Below are 19,068 nucleotides of genomic sequence, written 5' to 3' on the forward strand. Positions count from 1 at the left end.
GTTGGGGGGTAAAATTGTATTTTTAGGGAATTCTGACGGAATAATCATTCATAAAATAAAAACGTAATGAGCAACGAAATTTGTAACTTGGAACCACAAGCGCTGTGGGAAAACTTTTATCAGCTGACGCGAATCCCACGTCCGTCGAAACATGAAGAACGGATTCAGGACTTTATCTACCAGTTTGGAAAAGGACTTGGGTTGGAAACCATCAAAGATGAGGCTGGAAATATTATCATCCGCAAACCGGCCACGCCCGGAATGGAGAACCGGAAAGGGGTGATTTTGCAAGGTCACCTGGACATGGTACCGCAGAAAAACAGCGACAAAACGCACGACTTTGCGAACGACCCGATTGAAGCTTTTGTGGATGGCGAATGGGTAACCGCCAACGGAACCACGCTGGGCGCCGACAACGGCATTGGCGTGGCGGCCGCCATGACGGTGCTGGCTTCGAAGGACCTGGTGCATGGCCCGGTTGAAGCGTTGTTTACCGCCACCGAAGAAACCGGTATGGATGGGGCCGAAGGCCTGAAAGCCGGTGTGTTGCAGGGCGAAATTCTGCTCAATACCGACTCTGAAGATGAAGGCGAACTGTATGTGGGGTGCGCTGGCGGAGAAGATGCCAATGTGAAATTCACCTATTCCGAGGTTGCTGTTCCGGCCGGTTCAACGGCCTTTAAACTGGATATTACCGGATTGAAAGGCGGCCACTCGGGCATGGATATCATTTTGCAGCGCGGCAACGCCAACAAGGTGTTTTTCCGGTTGCTGGATGAAGCCCACCGCAAAACCGGAGTCCGGCTGGCAGCTATCGACGGCGGCAGTTTGCGTAACGCCATTCCGCGCGAGGCATTTGGCGTGATCACTGTTGCTGCTGAAAACGTAGCTGCCCTGAAAAGTGCGCTGGAAGCAGAATTTGCCTTGGTGAAAAAAGAATTGTTGGCTACCGAACCCGATATGAAAATGGTACTGGTTGAAACCGAAATGCCTGCTGTCTTGATCGATGAAACTACCCAGGTGAACCTCTCCAAAGGGGTGATGGCTTGTCCTAATGGTGTCATCCGCATGAGCGATAGCATGCCGGGGCTGGTGGAAACCTCCTCCAACCTGGCCATTGTAAAGTCGGACCCGGCTACCAAAACCGTTACCTTGGCTAGCCTGATGCGCAGTTCGGTGGATTCGGTCAAAGAAGAGCTGGCCCGCCGGATTGAAGCCGTGTTTACCCTGGCTGGCGCCCAGGTGAAAATGACCGGCGCCTACCCGGGCTGGAAACCCAACATGGATTCGCCTATCCTGAAAACCATGCAGTCGGTTTATCACGAAAAGTATGGCAAAGTTCCCGAAATAAAAGCGATCCATGCCGGGTTGGAATGCGGCATCCTGGGCGGCACCTACCCGCATTGGGACATGATCTCGTTTGGCCCCACCATCCGCTTCCCGCACTCACCCGACGAAAAAGTGAACATTGCCACCGTCGGCAAATTCTGGAACTTCCTGGTGGAAACCCTGAAAAACATCCCCGCGAAATAAACCGGTAGAGGGCTTCTCTGAATGAGGGGCCCTCTACCATTTTTAACGCCTCCGGCATCTTCGGGCACGATTGGTCTTCTTCCAAACCCGGAAGGTTTACATGTTTTATAGAATTAGGGTACCCCGCAAAGGTGCGACCCATCCGGGGTCGAATCGATCTCAATTATCACCTCTTCCTATAAACATGGGATGCCTGCGGCACTAAAAAAGATAAATAATTAATCATCAATCCATTCAAATAAATATTCATCCTTAAATTCAATTTCAAACGCCTTCAAAAATGCCAGATATTCTTCTTTAAAAGTCTTTTTTCGGTGGTGGTCCTTCTGTCGGTCAATATACTGGATGACATCGGTTAATTGTGAATGGCCATATGAGAAAGCCCCAAACCCTTCCTGCCATTTGAATTGGTGGTTCGTAAATCGCTTTTCTTTAATGAAAGTATTGGACGATTTTTTTATTTCACGCACCAGATCAGACAGGCAACAGGTTGGCTTCATGCCTATGAAGAAATGAATATGATTGGATGTGCCATTGATTGCAAGCATTTTCTGCCCTTTGTTTTGGGTGATTCCGCTTATGTATTTGTAGAGTTCTTCTTCCCAACCGGGATGGATGAGGGCATTGCGATTTTGCACGGCAAAAACTACCTGAATGTAAATTTGCGAGAATGTGTCAGCCATATGGTTTGGTTTTAGGTCGCTTTCATTCATTAAACCCGGAGGGTTTACATGTTTATAGAATCGGCTCATGCAGCAAAGATGCGACCCCATCCGGGGTCGAATCGATCTCAATTATCACCTCTTCCTATAAACATGCGATGCCTCCGGCATCAATCATATCTGGTCCAACCGCCTCCAGCTTTCGATATATCCTGAATAGCGGGGTTACAAACCCGGAGGGTTTGGATGTTTATAGAATTGGCGCATGCAGCAAAGGTGCGACCCCGTCCGGGGTCGAATATCGCTCAGACATCCTTTCTTTCTATAAGCATAGGATGCCTCCGGCATCAATTTGCCTGGCTGCCTGACTGGATCAATCGGGAGCCTTTCGCTCACCCTCCGGCGCCCCCCAACGCTGTCGCCGGGTTGTAATTGGTTCCTTACCCACTCCGGCAAACGTTTGCTTTTTCAAAGCAAGACACGGGGGCACAGTACTATGCTAGTGGAGAAATGGTTGTTTTGATTTTTAACGTGGCCACGACGGTTTTTTACTTATTCATAATAACTGGAGTCAATTCTTGTTTAATCGCCTCGTAGTCTGATTGCTCTAATAAGCCTAAGTCTAGTAAGTCCTTGGATTCTTTTAATTTAGCAATGGCTTCTTCTCGTGTTAAAGGAGCATGCAAATTTTTAATTTCACCAGCCAATACAGATTTCTCAAAATCCACAACCGACATATATTTATTAATTCCAAATGCCCTACCATTAGGTTCTCCTAAAAGTATTGTTAGGGCAAGAGGCTTCTTTTTACTTCCTTTATGGCTCACTTTCATTTCTGAAATTACCACTAATTCGCCTTGCATAGCGCCACTTGCATTCTCCGGGGCTTCGCCGGCCATTGCATTCACTATGCTTCCAACCCCAGCAGGTCTTCCCATTATTAAAGTAGTAAAACTATTTTGAGTTCTTGAACGGGCTTTTGCAGCACCTACTGTATTTGCAGCACCAATTGCAGTTGTTGAAGTAATACTTCCAGAAGGCATTCCAATAACAAGAGTATCGCCGAGTTCTAAAACAGAGCCGTCAGCAGCTATATATTTTAGAATTTGTGTATTGTTTTTAATATTTTCAAATACTGATGAATTTTGGCAATCCTCAAATGTCAATTCATTTAACTGGTCTTGAGCATACGAATTAATAGTAATGAGGGCAATGGTCATAAAAATTAATTTTTTCATGTGTAAGTTTGTTATGGTTATTAAATTATAAGTATTTGTCAAAATGCGTTGTAGCGGCTATATGTCGTTAATAGATAAATACATTTCTTATTTGTCGCCAGAGTAATGAAATATATTCCTTGAACTGATTCCTGTGCCCGCTATTGGCTCTTTTTCACTCCCTAAGATACTGGTTTTTGAGGGCGAACAGATGATCTATTTTTTAATTGACGTCTTTTTTCGATCCGGCACCTCCGCACTATCATCTGGCGCCTCGGCAAGTTCTTCTGGCTCCTCCAGACTGACTCCATGTCAGTCAGCGAGTTTGTCTGGCTCTTTCGGACTGACTTCTTGGCATTCGCCGACTTCGTCTGGCGCCACGGCGAGTTCGTCTGGCTGCTCGGCGGCATCGTCTGGCGGGTAGCTGAGTTCGTCTGGCGACTGAGCGGCATCGTCTGGCGATTGGGCGGGTTCGTCTGGCTACGGGGCGTCATTCTCCGGTTGATGGGCGGCCTGTTCAAGGCAACCGGCAACCCGGTTTTGCCCCGGTTCCCCTTGCGGTCCTGCTTTTGCATCGACAAAGCTCTTATTCACCTGGTGACTGAAGTCACCAGGTGAATACCCACTCATTTTTCGTTCTTAACTTTCCGTAAACAAGAAATTCCAACTTGCAACAGCGAACCCCTGGCTGCCGCTTCGTTCAAATCAGGGGTCGGGCAGGGGCGACATGGAGTCACCGGTTCAGGATCAACTGTTCTTTTAACTTCTTTAATTCTCCCCATTTTTCCCTAGCTTTGATATCCATTAACCATTCCGCAGTTATGCTCCTGAAAATTGCCATCGTGATATCCATGTTGTTCCAGTTGGGGGCAACCGTGCTGGCGGTCAGTTTGGTGCGCCGCACCCGCTTCAACATCACCTGGGTGCTTATTTCGCTTGGGCTGGTGCTGATGGCCGTCAGGCGCCTGTTCGACTTTTCGGTGCACTTTTGGGACAGCCGCCTGTTCACCCAAACCGACCTGAACAGCTGGATTGGCGTGCTGATTTCCATCCTCATGTTCGTGGGCGTGGTTTTTATCCGGCAACTATTTACACTGCAAGAGCGGATCGATCAGCTGAAACGGGAAAACGAAAGCAAGGTGCTCTCGGCGGTGATGCAGGCCGAAGAAAAGGCGCGCCGCACCTTTGCCGCCGACCTGCACGATGGCCTGGGGCCGCTGCTTTCGTCGGTGAAAATGTACCTGAGCGCCATTGATGCGGACACGCTGGACGTCAAAAACCGGGAAATCATCGGGCGTTCGTGCCGGGTAACCGACGAGGCCATCGCTTCGCTGAAAGAGATCTCGAACAACCTTAGCCCTCATGTGCTGCAAAATTACGGGTTGGTCAAGGCAATTGCGGCCATGAGTGATCAGCTGACGGCCAGTCACGGTATCGCGGTTGAGCTGATCACGAAGAAGGAAGCTGAGCGGTGGGAGGAAGAACTGGAAATCAGCTTGTACCGGATTGTTTCGGAGTTGCTGGCCAATAGCGTGAAACATGCCCGTCCAAACCACATTCGGATTGAAATTGATCAGCCTGGACCTGATTTGCGGTTGTTCTACTCGGATGACGGCTGTGGCTTCGACATGGATAGTCACGATGAAGCAAGCCTGCCTCGCGGTATGGGACTGGAGAATATTTTTTCGCGGGTGAAGTCGTTAAACGGCAACTATCAGCTGCGCACAGCTCCCGGTGAAGGTTTTTCCATTCAACTCATATTCCCGCTGAAATGAAAAAGCTATCCATCTACCTGGTTGACGACCATGCGCTGTTCCGCGAGGGGTTGAGGTTTCTGCTCTCGGGGCTCGACTTTGTCGGGGAGGTTTATGAGGCCGCAAATGGCCATGAGTTTCTCGAAGGGTTGAAACAACATTCGGTCGATTTGGCTTTGCTGGATATTGAAATGCCTGGCATGAACGGGATACAGGCCGCCCGGCTGGCCCGCGAAACCTGCCCCGGGTTGAAAATTATTACCCTCACCATGTATTCCGACGAAAATTATTGTGCCAGTATGGTGGAATCGGGCGCCAACGGCTTTTTGCTGAAAAATTCCGGCTTTGCGGAAGTGAAAAGAGCGATTGAACAAGTGGCCACGGGAAATAACTACTTCTCGCAGGAAGTCCTTCAACGGTTGGTCAGGCAGATGTCTGCCGATAAGACAAAGAAAGTCGGCCATGAAATTACCGGGCGCGAGGCCGAGGTATTGCAATACATTTGCCAGGGGCTGTCCAACGCCGTGATTTCGGAGAAACTGCAAATCAGCAAACGAACGGTTGACAAGCACCGCGAAAACCTGCTGGAGAAAACCAGGTCGAAAAACGCGGTGGAGCTGGTGCTGTATGCCATCAGGAACGGATATTTTTCGGTACAATAAGATCAGCTTGTGTAGTTTTCCGGAAGAAAAGGAAGACCATATGTCCCGAACTCCTCCTCGTCTTAGCGAAGCGGTGACGAGGAGGAAGCTGGTGGTCGCTTTTAACGACAACGGGAGGATGGGATCCAGCCAAGTTGAATGACTTTCCTGCACATCCGGATGAGCCGAGTATGTCAGTAACTGATTTCACTATTTTGTGGATCAGTGTCTCCGGCCACTCCATGCCCAAAACAATTTATTGGGCAACTATACTGTTAATTTGACTTTTCTAATTACATTTAGGCTACCAAAAAACCTCCAATGAATATAGTAGAATACCTCGAACAAGTAAATAAACGATACCAGGCCGGCATTTCACGCGAACATTCCTACCGGGGCGATTTGGAAACCCTCATCCGCAAACTCGTAAAAGGTGTTGAAATAACCAACGAACCGGCCAACCTAACCGACTGCGGCAACCCCGACTATGTAATCACAAAAGGAAAAATACCCGTTGGTTATATCGAAGCCAAAGACCTGGGGAAAGACCTCAACAGCAAACAATACAAAGAGCAATTCACCCGCTACAAATCGGCGCTCGACAACCTGATTATTACCGATTATCTCTGGTTTCAGTTTTTCAAAGAGGGCGAGCTGGTACACGAAATCCGGATTGCCGAAATTGATGGAAATACGCTTAAAGCTTTGCCCGCCAATTTCGAGACATTCGCTAACCTGATGAATGAGTTTTGCACCTACGTTGGGCAAACCATTCGTTCGTCGCGCAAACTAGCCGGGATGATGGCGGCCAAAGCCCGCTTGTTGCAAAATATTTTGGAGCGGGCGCTCACATCCGACGAAGAAAGCGCCGAAAACAGCTCGCTCCGCGATCAATACGAAACCTTCAAAAGTATCCTCATTCACGACCTTGACCCCAAAAGCTTTGCCGATATTTATGCGCAAACACTGGCTTACGGTATGTTTGCCGCCCGGCTGCACGACAGCTCGCTCGACGACTTTAGCCGCTACGAGGCTGCCGAGCTGATACCCAAAACCAACCCATTCCTGAAAAAACTGTTTGCCTATGTGGCCGGGCCCGATATTGACGAACGCATCAAACGCACGGTTGACAACCTGGCCGAGGTATTCCGGGCAACCAATGTCAATGCCTTGCTGCGTAACTTCGGGAAAGCAACCCAAACCAACGACCCGATTATCCATTTTTACGAGACCTTTCTGGCCGAATACGATCCCCGCTTGCGTAAATCGCGCGGGGTGTGGTACACGCCCGAACCCGTGGTGAACTTTATTGTTCGCGCGGTCGACGATATTTTGAAAACTGAATTTGACTTGGCGCAGGGACTGGCCGATACCTCGAAAACCAAAATTAAACTGCGTACCCAAACAGCCGATAAACGAACTGCTTCGGGCTATAAAGAGGTGGAACAGGAGGTACACAAAGTACAAATCCTCGACCCGGCAACCGGAACCGGCACCTTTTTGGCCGAGGTGGTAAAGTTTATTTACCACAAAAAGTTTGCGGCCATGCAGGGTGCCTGGAGCAGTTATGTGGACGAACACCTGATTCCGCGCCTCAATGGTTTCGAGTTGCTGATGGCCTCGTATGCCATGGCTCACCTGAAACTGGACATGCTGCTCACCGAAACCGGTTACCGATCGACCAAAAACCAACGATTCAACATTTACCTCACCAACTCGCTCGAAGAACACCACCCCGATACCGGTACCCTATTCTCGAACTGGTTGAGCGCCGAAGCCAACGAAGCCAACCACATTAAACGCGATACCCCCGTGATGGTAGTGATTGGAAACCCGCCGTACTCGGGCGAAAGTGCCAACAAAGGAAAGTGGATTATGGAGTTGATGGAAGATTATAAAAGGGAACCGGGTGGAAAGTTGAAATTGAAAGAGCGTAACCCCAAATGGATAAACGACGACTATGTGAAATTTCTTCGCTACGGACAGCATTATATTGAGAAAAACGGAAGCGGTGTTTTAGCGTTCATCAACCCGCATGGTTTTTTGGATAACCCAACTTTCAGGGGCATGCGCTGGAATTTGCTAAAAACCTACGACAAGATATTTACCATCGATTTACACGGAAACAGCAAGAAAAAAGAAGTTTGCCCTGATGGTTCGCCCGACGAGAATGTGTTTGATATTATGCAAGGGGTATCGATTAATATCTTGGTGAAAACAGGGCAAAAGAAAGCAAACGAGTTGGGGCAGGTCTTGCATTACGACCTGTATGGCAAGCGAGAGGAGAAATATGAATTTTTATGGAAGAATTCAATTGCTTTGGTGCCTTATTGCGAGTTGGAAAATATTTCTCCGAATTATTTCTTCATTAAGAAAGACTATCAAACGCAGAATGTTTATGATGAAGGATTTTCACTTGTCAGTTTGATGAAAACAAATGTTTTAGGTTTTCAAACGCATCGAGATAAATTCGCAATAGACTTTGATTCCAATGGGATTACATCAAGAATAAATGATTTCCGAAATATTGAATTAAGCGACAGTTTGTTGAGAGAAAAGTATGAATTGACTGACAATCGAGATTGGAAATTAGAAGCGGCAAGAGAAAAGCTGCGAAAAAATATGAATTGGAAAGATGATGTTATTGAACTGGCATATCGTCCTTTTGATAACCGATTTGGATATTTTTCTGATGTTGCTATGGATTATCCAAGGAAAGAGTTGAAACTTCATGTGCAGGGGAAACAGAATTATTGTCTCAATGTTGTTAGGCAAACAAAGATGGATGGATGGCAACATGCAATAATAACTGTAAAACCAGCACCAGCACTTTTTGTTGAAATAAAAGATGGTTCCAATATCTTCCCTCTATATCTCTATAATGACGAAGCCCAATCTACAATCGGAAATCAAATTCGCACCCCCAACCTGAATCCCGAGATTGTATCGGCGATTTCGAAGCGATTGGGATTGCGGTTTGTGGCGGAGGCTCCGCTGACCCCTCTAAATCTCCCCAATGGGGAGACTTTGAAGAGCACGATTAATACGCATGGTCACTCATCTGGTAATAACGATCCTGGCTATATAACGGCGAACCCGCTCACGTACCGGTTCATTAAAGAAATGCGGGAAGAGTTGATGGATAACCCAACCGAAGCCGAAAAAGTAATCTGGGAATATCTGCGAAATAAAAAAACGGGGCATAAAATCAGGCGTCAACATGTGATTGATGATTTCATCACCGATTTTGTTTGTTTACGCAAAAAACTGGTCATTGAAATTGACGGAAAGATTCACCTCCGCCAAAAAGAATACGACGAGTTGCGAACCCTCCGCCTGAACGAGTTAGATTATGAAGTTATCCGCTTTACCAACGAAGAAGTTCTGACCAACCCGGCATTGGTAGCCGAAAAAATTAAGCAAGCACTTGATAACCGACCAGATAGCTCTTACTCCCCTCCTTTGGAGGGGCCGGGGGAGGTCTCTTCGGAGGTCGCCGGGGCTGGTGTTTTTGCCCCCATCGATCTCCTGGATTACATTTATGCGGTATTGCATTCGCCCGCCTATCGTGCGAAATACAAAGAATTTCTGAAAATTGATTTCCCGCGGGTACCGTACCCGAAGGATGCTGGTACTTTTTGGCAATTGGTTGCCTTGGGAGGCCAAATCCGGAAAATTCATTTACTGGAAAGCCCTGTGGTAGAGAATTACATAACCCAATACCCGGAAAACGGAACCAATGTGGTAGAGAAAGTAAAATTTGTACTTCACGATTACGACAATGTAATCCCCGATGAAAACGGCAACATCGAATATCCCGATTATTTGGGAGCCGTGTACATCAACGAGCAACAATACTTTGCCGATGTGCCGCTGTCGGCTTGGGAGTTCTACATTGGAGGTTACCAGCCCGCCCAAAAATGGTTGAAAGACCGCAAGGGCCGAACCCTCAGCTTCGAGGACATCATGCACTACCAAAAAATTATTGTTGCCTTGAGCGAAACCCATCGATTGATGCAGAAGATTGATGGGGTTGAAATTGAATAGAAGATGATCGAAGAAATCGTAAAAGATGAATGCAAATTTTCTTGTTGTGACCCCTAAATCCCCGAAGGGGACTTTTAGCCTCCCCTTTGGGGAGGTTGGAGGGGTCACTCAAAGGAGGTTGGAAGAGGTCAGTATCGACTTCGACCTATTACAGATAGCAAGATGCCAACAAACAATACTTTATATCTTACCCTAAAGAAGGACCCTTTCGAGCAGATTCGAGATGGTTCAAAAACTTCGGAATACAGGGAATACAAGGACTTTTGGATAAAAAAACTAATGAATCCTGACCGGAGTTTTCGGCTTTATGATTATGTGTATTTTCGGAATGGCTATCAAAAAGACGCTCCCAAGATGTTGGTTGAATTGAAAGGGATTTATCTAAAGCGCTATTGGGCAGGATGGTTGCGGTGGAAAAAATATTTTGAAATCAAATTAGGAGCAATTGTTCAATCGTCTGAAAAGGAAAAAGAGAAATCAGGAGTTTAATTTATGGAACACAACTTTCAATACCAAAAGATTAAAGGCAACATTGCCGAAACCATCATCAAAGGCTTGTTTATCGATTCGGGTTATAATGTGTTCGATTACGGGATGGAAAAAATCCTACCGTCGATTTTGGAAAAGATGAAAGGTTTGGGAGACGCTATCGCCAGCGAAATACGTAATATGCCCGACTTTGTGGTACAACATGCTGCAACCGGCAGACTGGATTACGTAGAGGTTAAATACAGGAAAGATGGTTGTTTTAAGCTTGCAAAACCAGAAGTATTCCCCTATAAAAATGCGTGGTTTATCATTGTCTCGAAAACGGATATCCAGTGCATTTCTTATGCCGACTTGCTGGTTGAAAAAGAATTGACAAGCCAGTCGAACCGGACGTTGGAAAACTGTGCGAACTTCGACTTAAAACCGGAAATGGTAACCAAATACCGGCAGTATTGTAAGAATTTCTACAAAGGTGTTTTCTGATTCAGCGATGATAAACACAACAAACCAACTCTTATGGGACACGATGTACGAATTATCGGAAAGCACAATCTGGACACCAGCAGTCTGGAAGCGTTGGCTATAACACTATCAAAGTCATTAGAAGTCAGTATAAAATATGGCTACAATGATAAGTTCGATTATAATCCGGATGGCAAATACCGTAAGGCAAGTTGGGAGCTTGTTCAATTGGGAGAAATCATTTATCCTGATGCTTGTACAACTATTTGGCTTACCGACGAATATTTTCCGATTCATCAGCTTATTAAAAAACAAGGGAACAACATATACGATTTGCCGTGTTTTAAGCTGGATTACATTCAACGGGAAATCATCGAGGCGATGAATAATATTTGTTTTGAGCTACGCGATTGGGAAAATGATTACAACTGGGGAGTCATCTTCAATAATACTTTTCATAATGACTTCAACTACTTTTACCCGCGCTGGTGGTCGTTTTGCAATGCATTCATGGAAGACCAAACCGGTAGCTGGGACCATATTTATAATACGGCCATGTATAAACATCGAAAGGATGTTTTTCAATTTTTTTCCTGCATGGATGTTTCAGAGGCTGTTTATCTCGACGACCAGGGAGAAACAGCTGGCTTGGCAGTTGATTTTTATGATTGGGAAACTATCGTTAGTGAGCTGAATACAAAGTTTAAAGATACTACGCTTCATGTTTCGGATTTTATGAAACAGCGAAAGCTTTTGCCCAAAGGAAAATATCCGCTTGCATTTTACGATGATTTTGCCGACCTGAAAGGCTGATCCGCTTTTACGAATAAAACAAAAACTATTACATGAAGATTCAATTGCTTAATGATAAAAATAAGGTCTTATACGAGTTGGAGCAGTCCGAGCTTTTTCCGGATTATCGCTCCGTACTTCGCGAAGCCATTGCTTTAAATCTGGATTTGACCGGCCTTCGGGTGGAGTCGGAAAGCCTGGATGAGGTAACCTGGAATGGGGCCAGTTTGACAGGAGTTTCGTTTCTGAATTGTTCGATGAAAAAAAATGAATTTCAGGATTGCACCGTAACCGGGCTGTACCTTCATTCATGCGATCTAAGTTCTTCCAAATTCCGGAAAACAACACTTCGGGACTTTCATCTCGCAGACAGTAAATCGGCAAAGGTGCATTTCTCGGATTGTCAATTCAATAACAGTTTTATTCTGAGTAGCAGCTTGTCTGATGCCCGTTTTTACGAATGCGGGTTTTTTTCAAGCGTATTTAACTCAACCGGTCTTTCCGGTTCCATCTTCAAAAATTGCACGGGCGATACGATGCGTTTTGTTCATTCTAAACAAACGGATGAATGGCTAAAGGATACTTTCTTCATGAATTGCCGGTTGCATTCATGTGAGATGGATATCGAAGACCTGGCTTGCATATATTTTTGGAACACAAATGTCAGGGATATTCAATTGCTGGAAAGGGAAAGATTTACCGAAGTGATTAATGATAATAGTCAGGTGCTTTATGCCATTGATTCGGATGTCGTTTGGTGGAAACCGTATTCCTGGAAGGAACATGAAAATAAAATATTCAGGGGAACTCTGGCCGAGTTTTTCGATGAAGTACATAATGGTTTTCCCACTACCGACCTTTATCCGGAAATGGACGATACCGAGATAGAAGAAGAATTGCTTCGCGTGTGCCAGTATTTGAAAAGCTGGAAGAATCCGACCGGGTAAAAACTCCCCGGCTCTTCCCGATCTGCGAAATTCGGTGGTTGGCTGGAACGGATTGCCGTTAGATTCAGCCGCGTTGAATGATGTTTCTGTAAATCCGGATGAGCCGGTTTTGAGCCGGTAAAACTTCACGTACGGTTTGATGCATGGGGCACTGCAGTCAACGCATAATTTGTACATTTACGTAATATAAACATTGAGCGGGCTGTCAGGCTCTACTCTGCTGTGCAAGCTAAATAGTTGCAAATGAGAAAATCCAGCTTCAATATAGAAAACTTTGATAATCTAAACGATTTCTTTAGTGAGTACGACAAAAATGTATTGTTGCTAAAGAGGAATCACGAGTTGCTAGAACCTCTTTTAAACTATAAAGAGAAGACAAATTCAGACGATGAAAAACAAAAAATACAATGGGAAGTTGAAGCCAGTTTGTTTGATTTTTATGGAGGTAGATTGTTTTCTTTTTCTACAAGCAATGGAAAAGAAGTGGGTGAAATATCAGAATATCCACAATTGAATGAATATCAGATAACTGCTTTTGATTATTTGAAAAATAGAGCAATTAATTCTGAATCCGCATATTTAAGAGCAAGATATAATTTACTATTGTGGCATAGTATTCTAAAGAAAAATAACACTTATGCAAAGAATGCTTCAATCAATTATATCGCAGCAATCGAAGAATGTATAAGAAAATTAGAGGAAGAAATAGAGTATTCCTATTTAATTGGACGCATTATTGAAAATTTATTCTCTGTTGTAAATGAGTGCAAACAAAATATTGAAGAAACAAAAGAAATAACAAGACAACTTTTATCATCGAAAGATTTGAATTTTTGGGCGAAGCACGGAATAATTGAAGATATGCTTAAATATCCCAAAATTTTTAAGGCTATTGACTTTACAGATATCTTACCATTTTTTACAGAACAAATTAATGTTGCGAATAAAAATGTTGACGATTTCAATTTGGTTAATTATCATTTACCAACTGCAATTAAGGTTGCCCAAAAACTTAAAAGTGATGTTAAAGTTTGGTATGAAGAAAAAGGGAACAGTTGTTTGCGTTTAGCGGACAAAGAAGTTGAAGAAGATAGGTATTGGATTAAGTTGGATTATTACCGAGCTGCAATTGAAGCATTTTTGCAAAGTGGCAATTTTGAGAAAAGGAAAGTAGTTGAACAGCAATATTTTGAATTGAAGCCTAAAGTTAAACTTAATGAATATCGCATCGACCTTGATGAGGAAACCATTACCAAACTTAAAGAGAATCAAGATGAAATAAAAAAGTTTGCTTTGTCTCTATTAAAAAATCCACCGGAACTCAATTATCTTAACCTTGCACAAGGAAAATATTTCCCCAAAATAGATGATGTTAAAAATGCCATAAAAAATAAAGAAAAAGGTTTTCTTGAATTTGTAACTACACTTCAATTTGACAACAATAAAAACATATCAAGAGAAGACCCTGAACAGAAAGAATACAAAGAAATTTTAGAAGAATATGGACAAAGAATTAATGAGACCTTTTTACCTTTCTTGCATTATTTCTTTGTGAATGGCATCAAATCAGGACATATTACAGCAAAAAATCTTATTCGATTTTTAGCAATTAACACTTGGATTGGAAAACCATACGTCAAAACTGACTTAGGAGGTAATTTGAATGAATCTAATTGGATATATCAAATAGTTCCTTCGATTGTAGAATTTTATAATCAAATTTTAGCTTGGGGAGAAAGCAAATATTATACCCCCAATTTCATTTTATGCATAGATAGTTTAACGTTAAAAATTGAAGGATTATTTAGGAATTTTAGTGAAAGGCTAAATGTATCTACAAGTAAAGGAAAAAGAAAGGGCGTTCAAGAAGCATTAGCACACGATATTATAGATAATGAAATAATAAGGCAATATTTTAACGAAGAAGATAGGCTTCTTTTTGATTACGTTTTTTCCAACAATGGTGGACTGAATTTAAGAAACAATATTGCACATTGCTTTTATAATGAAAAGGACTATCATCCAGATAAAATGTTTTTATTAATTACTGTTTTATTAAGATTAGGAAAATATGATTTTAATACTAAAGGATAAAACCAGCATACAATAAATAGTAATATGAGCGGCGTGCCGCGGCCAGCGATTATTCCCGGTTGTACTAAAGCCCGGGGCGCTTGCCCTTCGTTCGGCGTCGTGATCCGAACTTCCCCCTCGACTTCGCGAAGCGGTGACGAGGAGGAAGCTGGTGGTCGTTTTTAACGACAAAGAGAGGATGGCGATAAAGCCGCGTTGAATGACTTTTCTGCATATCCGGTTGAGCCGGGGTAAGGGTAAACAACACTGAAACGAAAATATAAAGGCAATGAAATACATGTTAATCATCCTGGCGACAATAGTCGCCAACTTCACTTTTGGGCAATCGAAGTCGGGAAAAGACACGTTGACTGCAAATCCAAATTACGACAAGGAATTAGCCCTCAAATTAGGCGCAGACGAGTATGGAATGAAAAATTATTTTTTGGTTATTCTGAAAACAGGAACAGCTACCCTGACGGACAAAGAACGTATTAGCGAAAGTTTCAGGGGACATATGGATAACATTAACCGGTTGGTTGACGCTGGTAAACTCATCGTAGCAGGACCCTTGGCTAAGAACGAAAACAATTACAGGGGCATCTTCATTTTGAATAATATAAAATCGACCGAAGAGGCGAACGAATTGTTGCAAACCGACCCGGCCATAAAAAACGGGCTGCTGGACTATGAAATATTTACCTGGTATGGTTCGGCTGCACTTCCTGAATACTTGCATTCTTCCGACAAAATTTGGAAATCAAAACCGTAAAGATGATGATGGTCAAAGCGTCATCATCCAATGGTACAAAACCAACACAGGAATGCAGGCGCAACATGGGGCAATGGATGGACATGGTGAAGCAACAGAACGTTGCCAAACACGTTGAAATGGTAAGTTTCTGACAGAACAACACGAACTTACTCCTGCTATTCCGAATCTGAAGTTTTATCTTTGTTGACGGACTGCCACAGAAAATGTATACTTTGCAGGTATGAAACAAGGGAAAATTTTGGTGATTGACGATGAAAACCAGCTACGGAAGGCGCTTTCGCGCATTATCGAGTTGGAAGGTTACGAGGTTTTTCAAAGCGAGAATGGGGTGAAAGGACTGAAAATCCTCGAAAAAGAAAAAGATATCCTGCTGGTGGTGTGCGATGTGAGGCTGCCCGATTTGAACGGGCTTCATTTGCTGACCACGATCAAACAAAATTATCCGGCCACCGAAGTTATCCTGCTGACGGCCTACGGCACCATCCACGACGGCGTGTTTGCCATGAAGCAAGGGGCTTTTGATTACATTACCAAGGGTGATGGCGATGAGCAGATTATTGTAACCGTTGAAAAGGCGGTTGAAAAGGCCAAGTTGCAGCAGCGCATCTTTGAGTTGGAAAACAAGCTCGAAACGCGGTACAGCTTCGACCGCATTCTGGGACAGTCCAAAGCGATTCTGGAGGCCATGGAACTGGCCCGTAAAGTGGCCCCGATGGATTCTACTGTTCTGCTGGAAGGGGAAACCGGAACCGGCAAGGAACTCTTTGCCCAATCGATCCACAACGAAAGTCCCCGGCGAAACAAACCTTTTGTAGCCGTCAATTGCAGCGCCTTTCCCAAAGAACTGCTCGAATCCGAGATTTTCGGTCACCGCAAAGGGTCCTTCACCGGCGCGGTGTACGATAAAAAGGGCTTGTTTGAAGAGGCTAACGAAGGCACGCTGTTTTTGGATGAGATTGGCGAAATGCACCCCGACCTGCAAGCCAAACTGTTGCGCGTGCTCGAAGAGCAAACATTTACCCGCATTGGCGATACCCGACCCACAAAAGTGAATGTGCGGATTATTGCGGCCACCAATCGCGACCTGCTGAAAGAGGTAAGCCAGGAAAACTTCAGGCACGATTTGTATTACCGCCTTTCGGTGTTTAAAATCCAGATTCCGGCCCTGCGCGAACGAAAAGATGATATTCCCTTGCTGGTGGATTATTTTGTGAAGATTTATGCCGCCAAAACCAAGAAGAAAATTACGGGTCCGTCTGCGGCGTTTCTGCAAAAGCTGGATGCCTTCGATTGGCCGGGAAATACCCGCGAGTTGAAAAACGTGATTGAACGGGCTGTCATCCTGACCGACAGCAGCGAGCTGACACCCGATTTGCTTCCACTGGAAATCCGTCTGCCGGATGCCGGGGTAACACCCGACCAGTTTGGTACGCTTGAAAGTATCGAAAAGGCCCATATCCTGAGAATGTTGCAACATACCGGCGGCAATAAAACCAAAGCTGCCGAAAAACTGGGCATTGCTGTTCCAACGCTCTACCGCAAGCTCGAACAGTATGGCCTGTCCGATTGATCCTAATAAAATGTAATGCTCCCCTTACAAATTGTTAGGGCGCTTCCGGGTTGTTCTATTCGCCATCAATTATTTTGGTTATTTATACTGTTGATCGATAAGTGTTTTGCCTGGCGTGGTGCTGTTTGGCAACTGGCGTGGCATGTTCTTGGTTTATTTGTTTTTGCACGGAGAAACTGTTTTATTTTCGTGCATCCATTAATCTGAGGGCATCATGATACGTGTAAGTTTAAAAAACAGGCTTTCCATTGGTTTCGGGCTTCTACTGCTGATGGTGGTGTTGCTTTGGGTTACCGGGGCGTATTTCATTTACAACCTGTCGAACCGGTCGGCTGCCATGCTGAAAGAGAACTACCAAACGGTGGAGTCAACGAAGTTCCTGATTCAGTCGCTGGATGATCTGGAAAATCAGCAATCGTATAATTTGTTAAGTTCTGCCGATAGCGTGGATGATAGTCGGTATCAGAGCAATTTGGCTGTTTTTCGCAAGAATCTGGAAGCGGTGAAAAACAACATCACCGAAGCGGGCGAGGCCGAAATGATTCGTGCGCTGGAAAACCATTTCAATCGGTATTTGGCGGTTTATGCCGATTTGCAGAATCAGGAAATTACTGGTCCCGGGGCGTTTCGGGAGCTGGTTGCCGCTTATACGGCAACGCGGAATCAAATTGTGGCCTTGTGGACACTGAACATGGATGCCATCAGCCATAAAAACAGCCTGCTGAAGAATACGGCCCACGGGGCTTTTGTCATCATGTCGGTGATTGGTACTTTTTGTTTTATCATCTCTGCACTGTTTTTTATTCAGTACCCGGGCTATATTTCCAAGCCCATAATTCAACTTACCCAAGGGATTAAAGAGATTGCCAACCGGAATTATGAGCAGCGCCTTCAATTTAAATCGCACGATGAACTGGGCGAGTTGGCGCAGGCTTTTAATATGATGGCCGCCAAGCTCGATGAGTATGAACACAGCAATTTGTCGCAGCTCTTGTTCGAGAAGAAGCGGATTGATACGATCATCAACAATATGAAGGACGCCATCATCGGGCTCGACAACAGCAAACACATCATTTTCTCGAATGCCATTGCCTGCAAGATTCTGCAGATGACGCCAGGCGAACTTGTTGGCCGGCACGCTCCCGAGTTGGCTGTCAGGAATGAACTTTCGCGTCAGATTTTAAAAGAGGTTTGCGAAGAAAATCATCCGGCCAAAAAAGAATTCCACCCCATCAAAGTGGAGCAGGAAGGGACCCCCGGCTATTACACGCAGGAAATTCTGGATGTGGTGCTGACTAAAACCGGGGAAGAGTCGCCGGTGAATGTCGGACGCGTCATCATCCTGAAAAATATTACCCACTTTTTTGAACAGGCCGAGGCGAAAACCAACTTCATTGCCACTATTTCGCACGAGTTGAAAACACCGATCGCCTCGCTCCGCCTAAACCTGAAGCTGCTGGATGACCCGCGGATCGGGGAACTGAACGAGGAACAGAAGAATATTATCCAGGCATTGAAAGAAGAAACCCGGAAAATGGCCGGTATCACGTCCGAGCTGCTCGATCTGGCGCAGGTGGAAACCGGAAATATTCCACTGAACCTGCAACCGGTGTTGCCCACTGAGATCATTCAGTACGTGAAAAACCCGGCTTTGAACCAAGCCCGCGAAAAGCATATTTCGATCGATTTTTTGGTGGACGAGCCCTTGCCATACCTGCACTGCGACTCGGAAAAGACAGCCTGGGTGCTGTTGAACCTGGTCAACAATGCCATTCAGTATTCGCCGGAGAACACTCAGATACAGGTTGAGGTAAAGGCGGTGAACCAAACCGTTCGGTTTATGGTGCGCGACTCCGGCCCGGGCATCGAAGAGCAGTATCTGCAGCAGATTTTTGAAAAGTTCTTTCGTGTGCCCGGTTCAGGCCCTAAAGGAACCGGACTCGGGTTGGCCATTTCCAAAGAATTCATCACCAAACAGTTCGGTGATATCTGGGTGGAGAGTGAACCCGGACAAGGAAGCCGGTTTTACTTCAGCATGCCGGTTTATAAAACCCCGTTTTAGGTTGGCAGATGATGATGGATTCAGTGAATGAATGGATGAAAAAA

16 protein-coding genes are annotated in these 19,068 nt (G+C 44.9%); 14 read left to right on the forward strand and 2 right to left on the reverse strand.

What is annotated here, in order from left to right; translation table 11 throughout:
• Positions 1–66 precede the first annotated feature (66 nt).
• Positions 67–1,533 carry an aminoacyl-histidine dipeptidase gene (locus N2K84_RS11245; RefSeq protein ID WP_282591911.1) on the forward strand — a complete coding sequence of 489 codons (1,467 nt, stop codon included), beginning with the start codon at positions 67–69 and terminating at the stop codon, positions 1,531–1,533.
• A gap of 218 nt (positions 1,534–1,751) precedes the next feature.
• Here the strand turns inward: N2K84_RS11245 and tnpA are convergent, their stop codons facing one another.
• Positions 1,752–2,216, reverse strand: coding sequence for an IS200/IS605 family transposase (gene tnpA, locus N2K84_RS11250; RefSeq protein ID WP_282591912.1), 465 nt, complete (start codon positions 2,214–2,216; stop codon positions 1,752–1,754).
• Between the two features lie 527 nt (positions 2,217–2,743).
• The gene (locus tag N2K84_RS11255; RefSeq protein WP_282591913.1) at positions 2,744–3,433 is read right to left on the reverse strand and encodes a hypothetical protein; all 690 of its coding nucleotides are present in this window, start codon (positions 3,431–3,433) and stop codon (positions 2,744–2,746) included.
• Between the two features lie 288 nt (positions 3,434–3,721).
• On the opposite strand from N2K84_RS11255, the gene N2K84_RS11260 reads away from it, so the two are divergent.
• The 13 genes from N2K84_RS11260 to N2K84_RS11320 all read left to right on the forward strand — a co-directional run bounded on the left by N2K84_RS11260 (position 3,722) and on the right by N2K84_RS11320 (position 19,024).
• A complete protein-coding gene (locus tag N2K84_RS11260; protein WP_282591914.1) occupies positions 3,722–4,030 on the forward strand; it encodes a hypothetical protein in 309 nt (102 codons plus the stop codon).
• A 203-nt stretch (positions 4,031–4,233) separates the two neighbouring features.
• On the forward strand, positions 4,234–5,187 hold the full coding sequence (locus N2K84_RS11265) for a sensor histidine kinase (RefSeq protein WP_282591915.1): 954 nt from the start codon (positions 4,234–4,236) through the stop codon (positions 5,185–5,187).
• On the forward strand, positions 5,184–5,828 hold the full coding sequence (locus tag N2K84_RS11270) for a response regulator transcription factor (protein WP_282591916.1): 645 nt from the start codon (positions 5,184–5,186) through the stop codon (positions 5,826–5,828). Before N2K84_RS11265 ends, N2K84_RS11270 begins: the two co-directional genes overlap by 4 nt.
• Positions 5,829–6,128: 300 nt before the next feature.
• Positions 6,129–9,854 carry a type ISP restriction/modification enzyme gene (locus N2K84_RS11275; RefSeq protein ID WP_282591917.1) on the forward strand — a complete coding sequence of 1,242 codons (3,726 nt, stop codon included), beginning with the start codon at positions 6,129–6,131 and terminating at the stop codon, positions 9,852–9,854.
• 354 nt (positions 9,855–10,208) lie between these two features.
• The gene (locus N2K84_RS11280; RefSeq protein ID WP_282591918.1) at positions 10,209–10,343 is read left to right on the forward strand and encodes a hypothetical protein; all 135 of its coding nucleotides are present in this window, start codon (positions 10,209–10,211) and stop codon (positions 10,341–10,343) included.
• Positions 10,344–10,346: 3 nt separating this feature from the next.
• Positions 10,347–10,826 carry a hypothetical protein gene (locus N2K84_RS11285; RefSeq protein ID WP_282591919.1) on the forward strand — a complete coding sequence of 160 codons (480 nt, stop codon included), beginning with the start codon at positions 10,347–10,349 and terminating at the stop codon, positions 10,824–10,826.
• A gap of 33 nt (positions 10,827–10,859) precedes the next feature.
• Entirely contained in the window at positions 10,860–11,618 is a 759-nt protein-coding gene (locus N2K84_RS11290; protein WP_282591920.1) for a hypothetical protein, read from the forward strand.
• A gap of 32 nt (positions 11,619–11,650) precedes the next feature.
• Entirely contained in the window at positions 11,651–12,544 is an 894-nt protein-coding gene (locus tag N2K84_RS11295; RefSeq protein WP_282591921.1) for a pentapeptide repeat-containing protein, read from the forward strand.
• 243 nt (positions 12,545–12,787) lie between these two features.
• A complete protein-coding gene (locus N2K84_RS11300) occupies positions 12,788–14,638 on the forward strand; it encodes a DUF4209 domain-containing protein (RefSeq protein ID WP_282591922.1) in 1,851 nt (616 codons plus the stop codon).
• A gap of 268 nt (positions 14,639–14,906) precedes the next feature.
• Entirely contained in the window at positions 14,907–15,389 is a 483-nt protein-coding gene (locus N2K84_RS11305; protein ID WP_282591923.1) for a YciI family protein, read from the forward strand.
• Between the two features lie 2 nt (positions 15,390–15,391).
• Entirely contained in the window at positions 15,392–15,523 is a 132-nt protein-coding gene (locus tag N2K84_RS11310) for a hypothetical protein (RefSeq protein WP_282591924.1), read from the forward strand.
• A gap of 89 nt (positions 15,524–15,612) precedes the next feature.
• Complete coding sequence (locus N2K84_RS11315; RefSeq protein ID WP_282591925.1) at positions 15,613–16,962, forward strand: sigma-54-dependent transcriptional regulator; 1,350 nt, start codon at positions 15,613–15,615, stop codon at positions 16,960–16,962.
• A gap of 214 nt (positions 16,963–17,176) precedes the next feature.
• Positions 17,177–19,024, forward strand: coding sequence for a sensor histidine kinase (locus N2K84_RS11320; RefSeq protein WP_282591926.1), 1,848 nt, complete (start codon positions 17,177–17,179; stop codon positions 19,022–19,024).
• Positions 19,025–19,068 lie beyond the last annotated feature (44 nt).

The sequence above is a fragment of the Gaoshiqia sediminis genome, from assembly GCF_025907915.1.
Taxonomy (GTDB): Bacteria; Bacteroidota; Bacteroidia; order Bacteroidales; family Prolixibacteraceae; genus Gaoshiqia; species Gaoshiqia sediminis.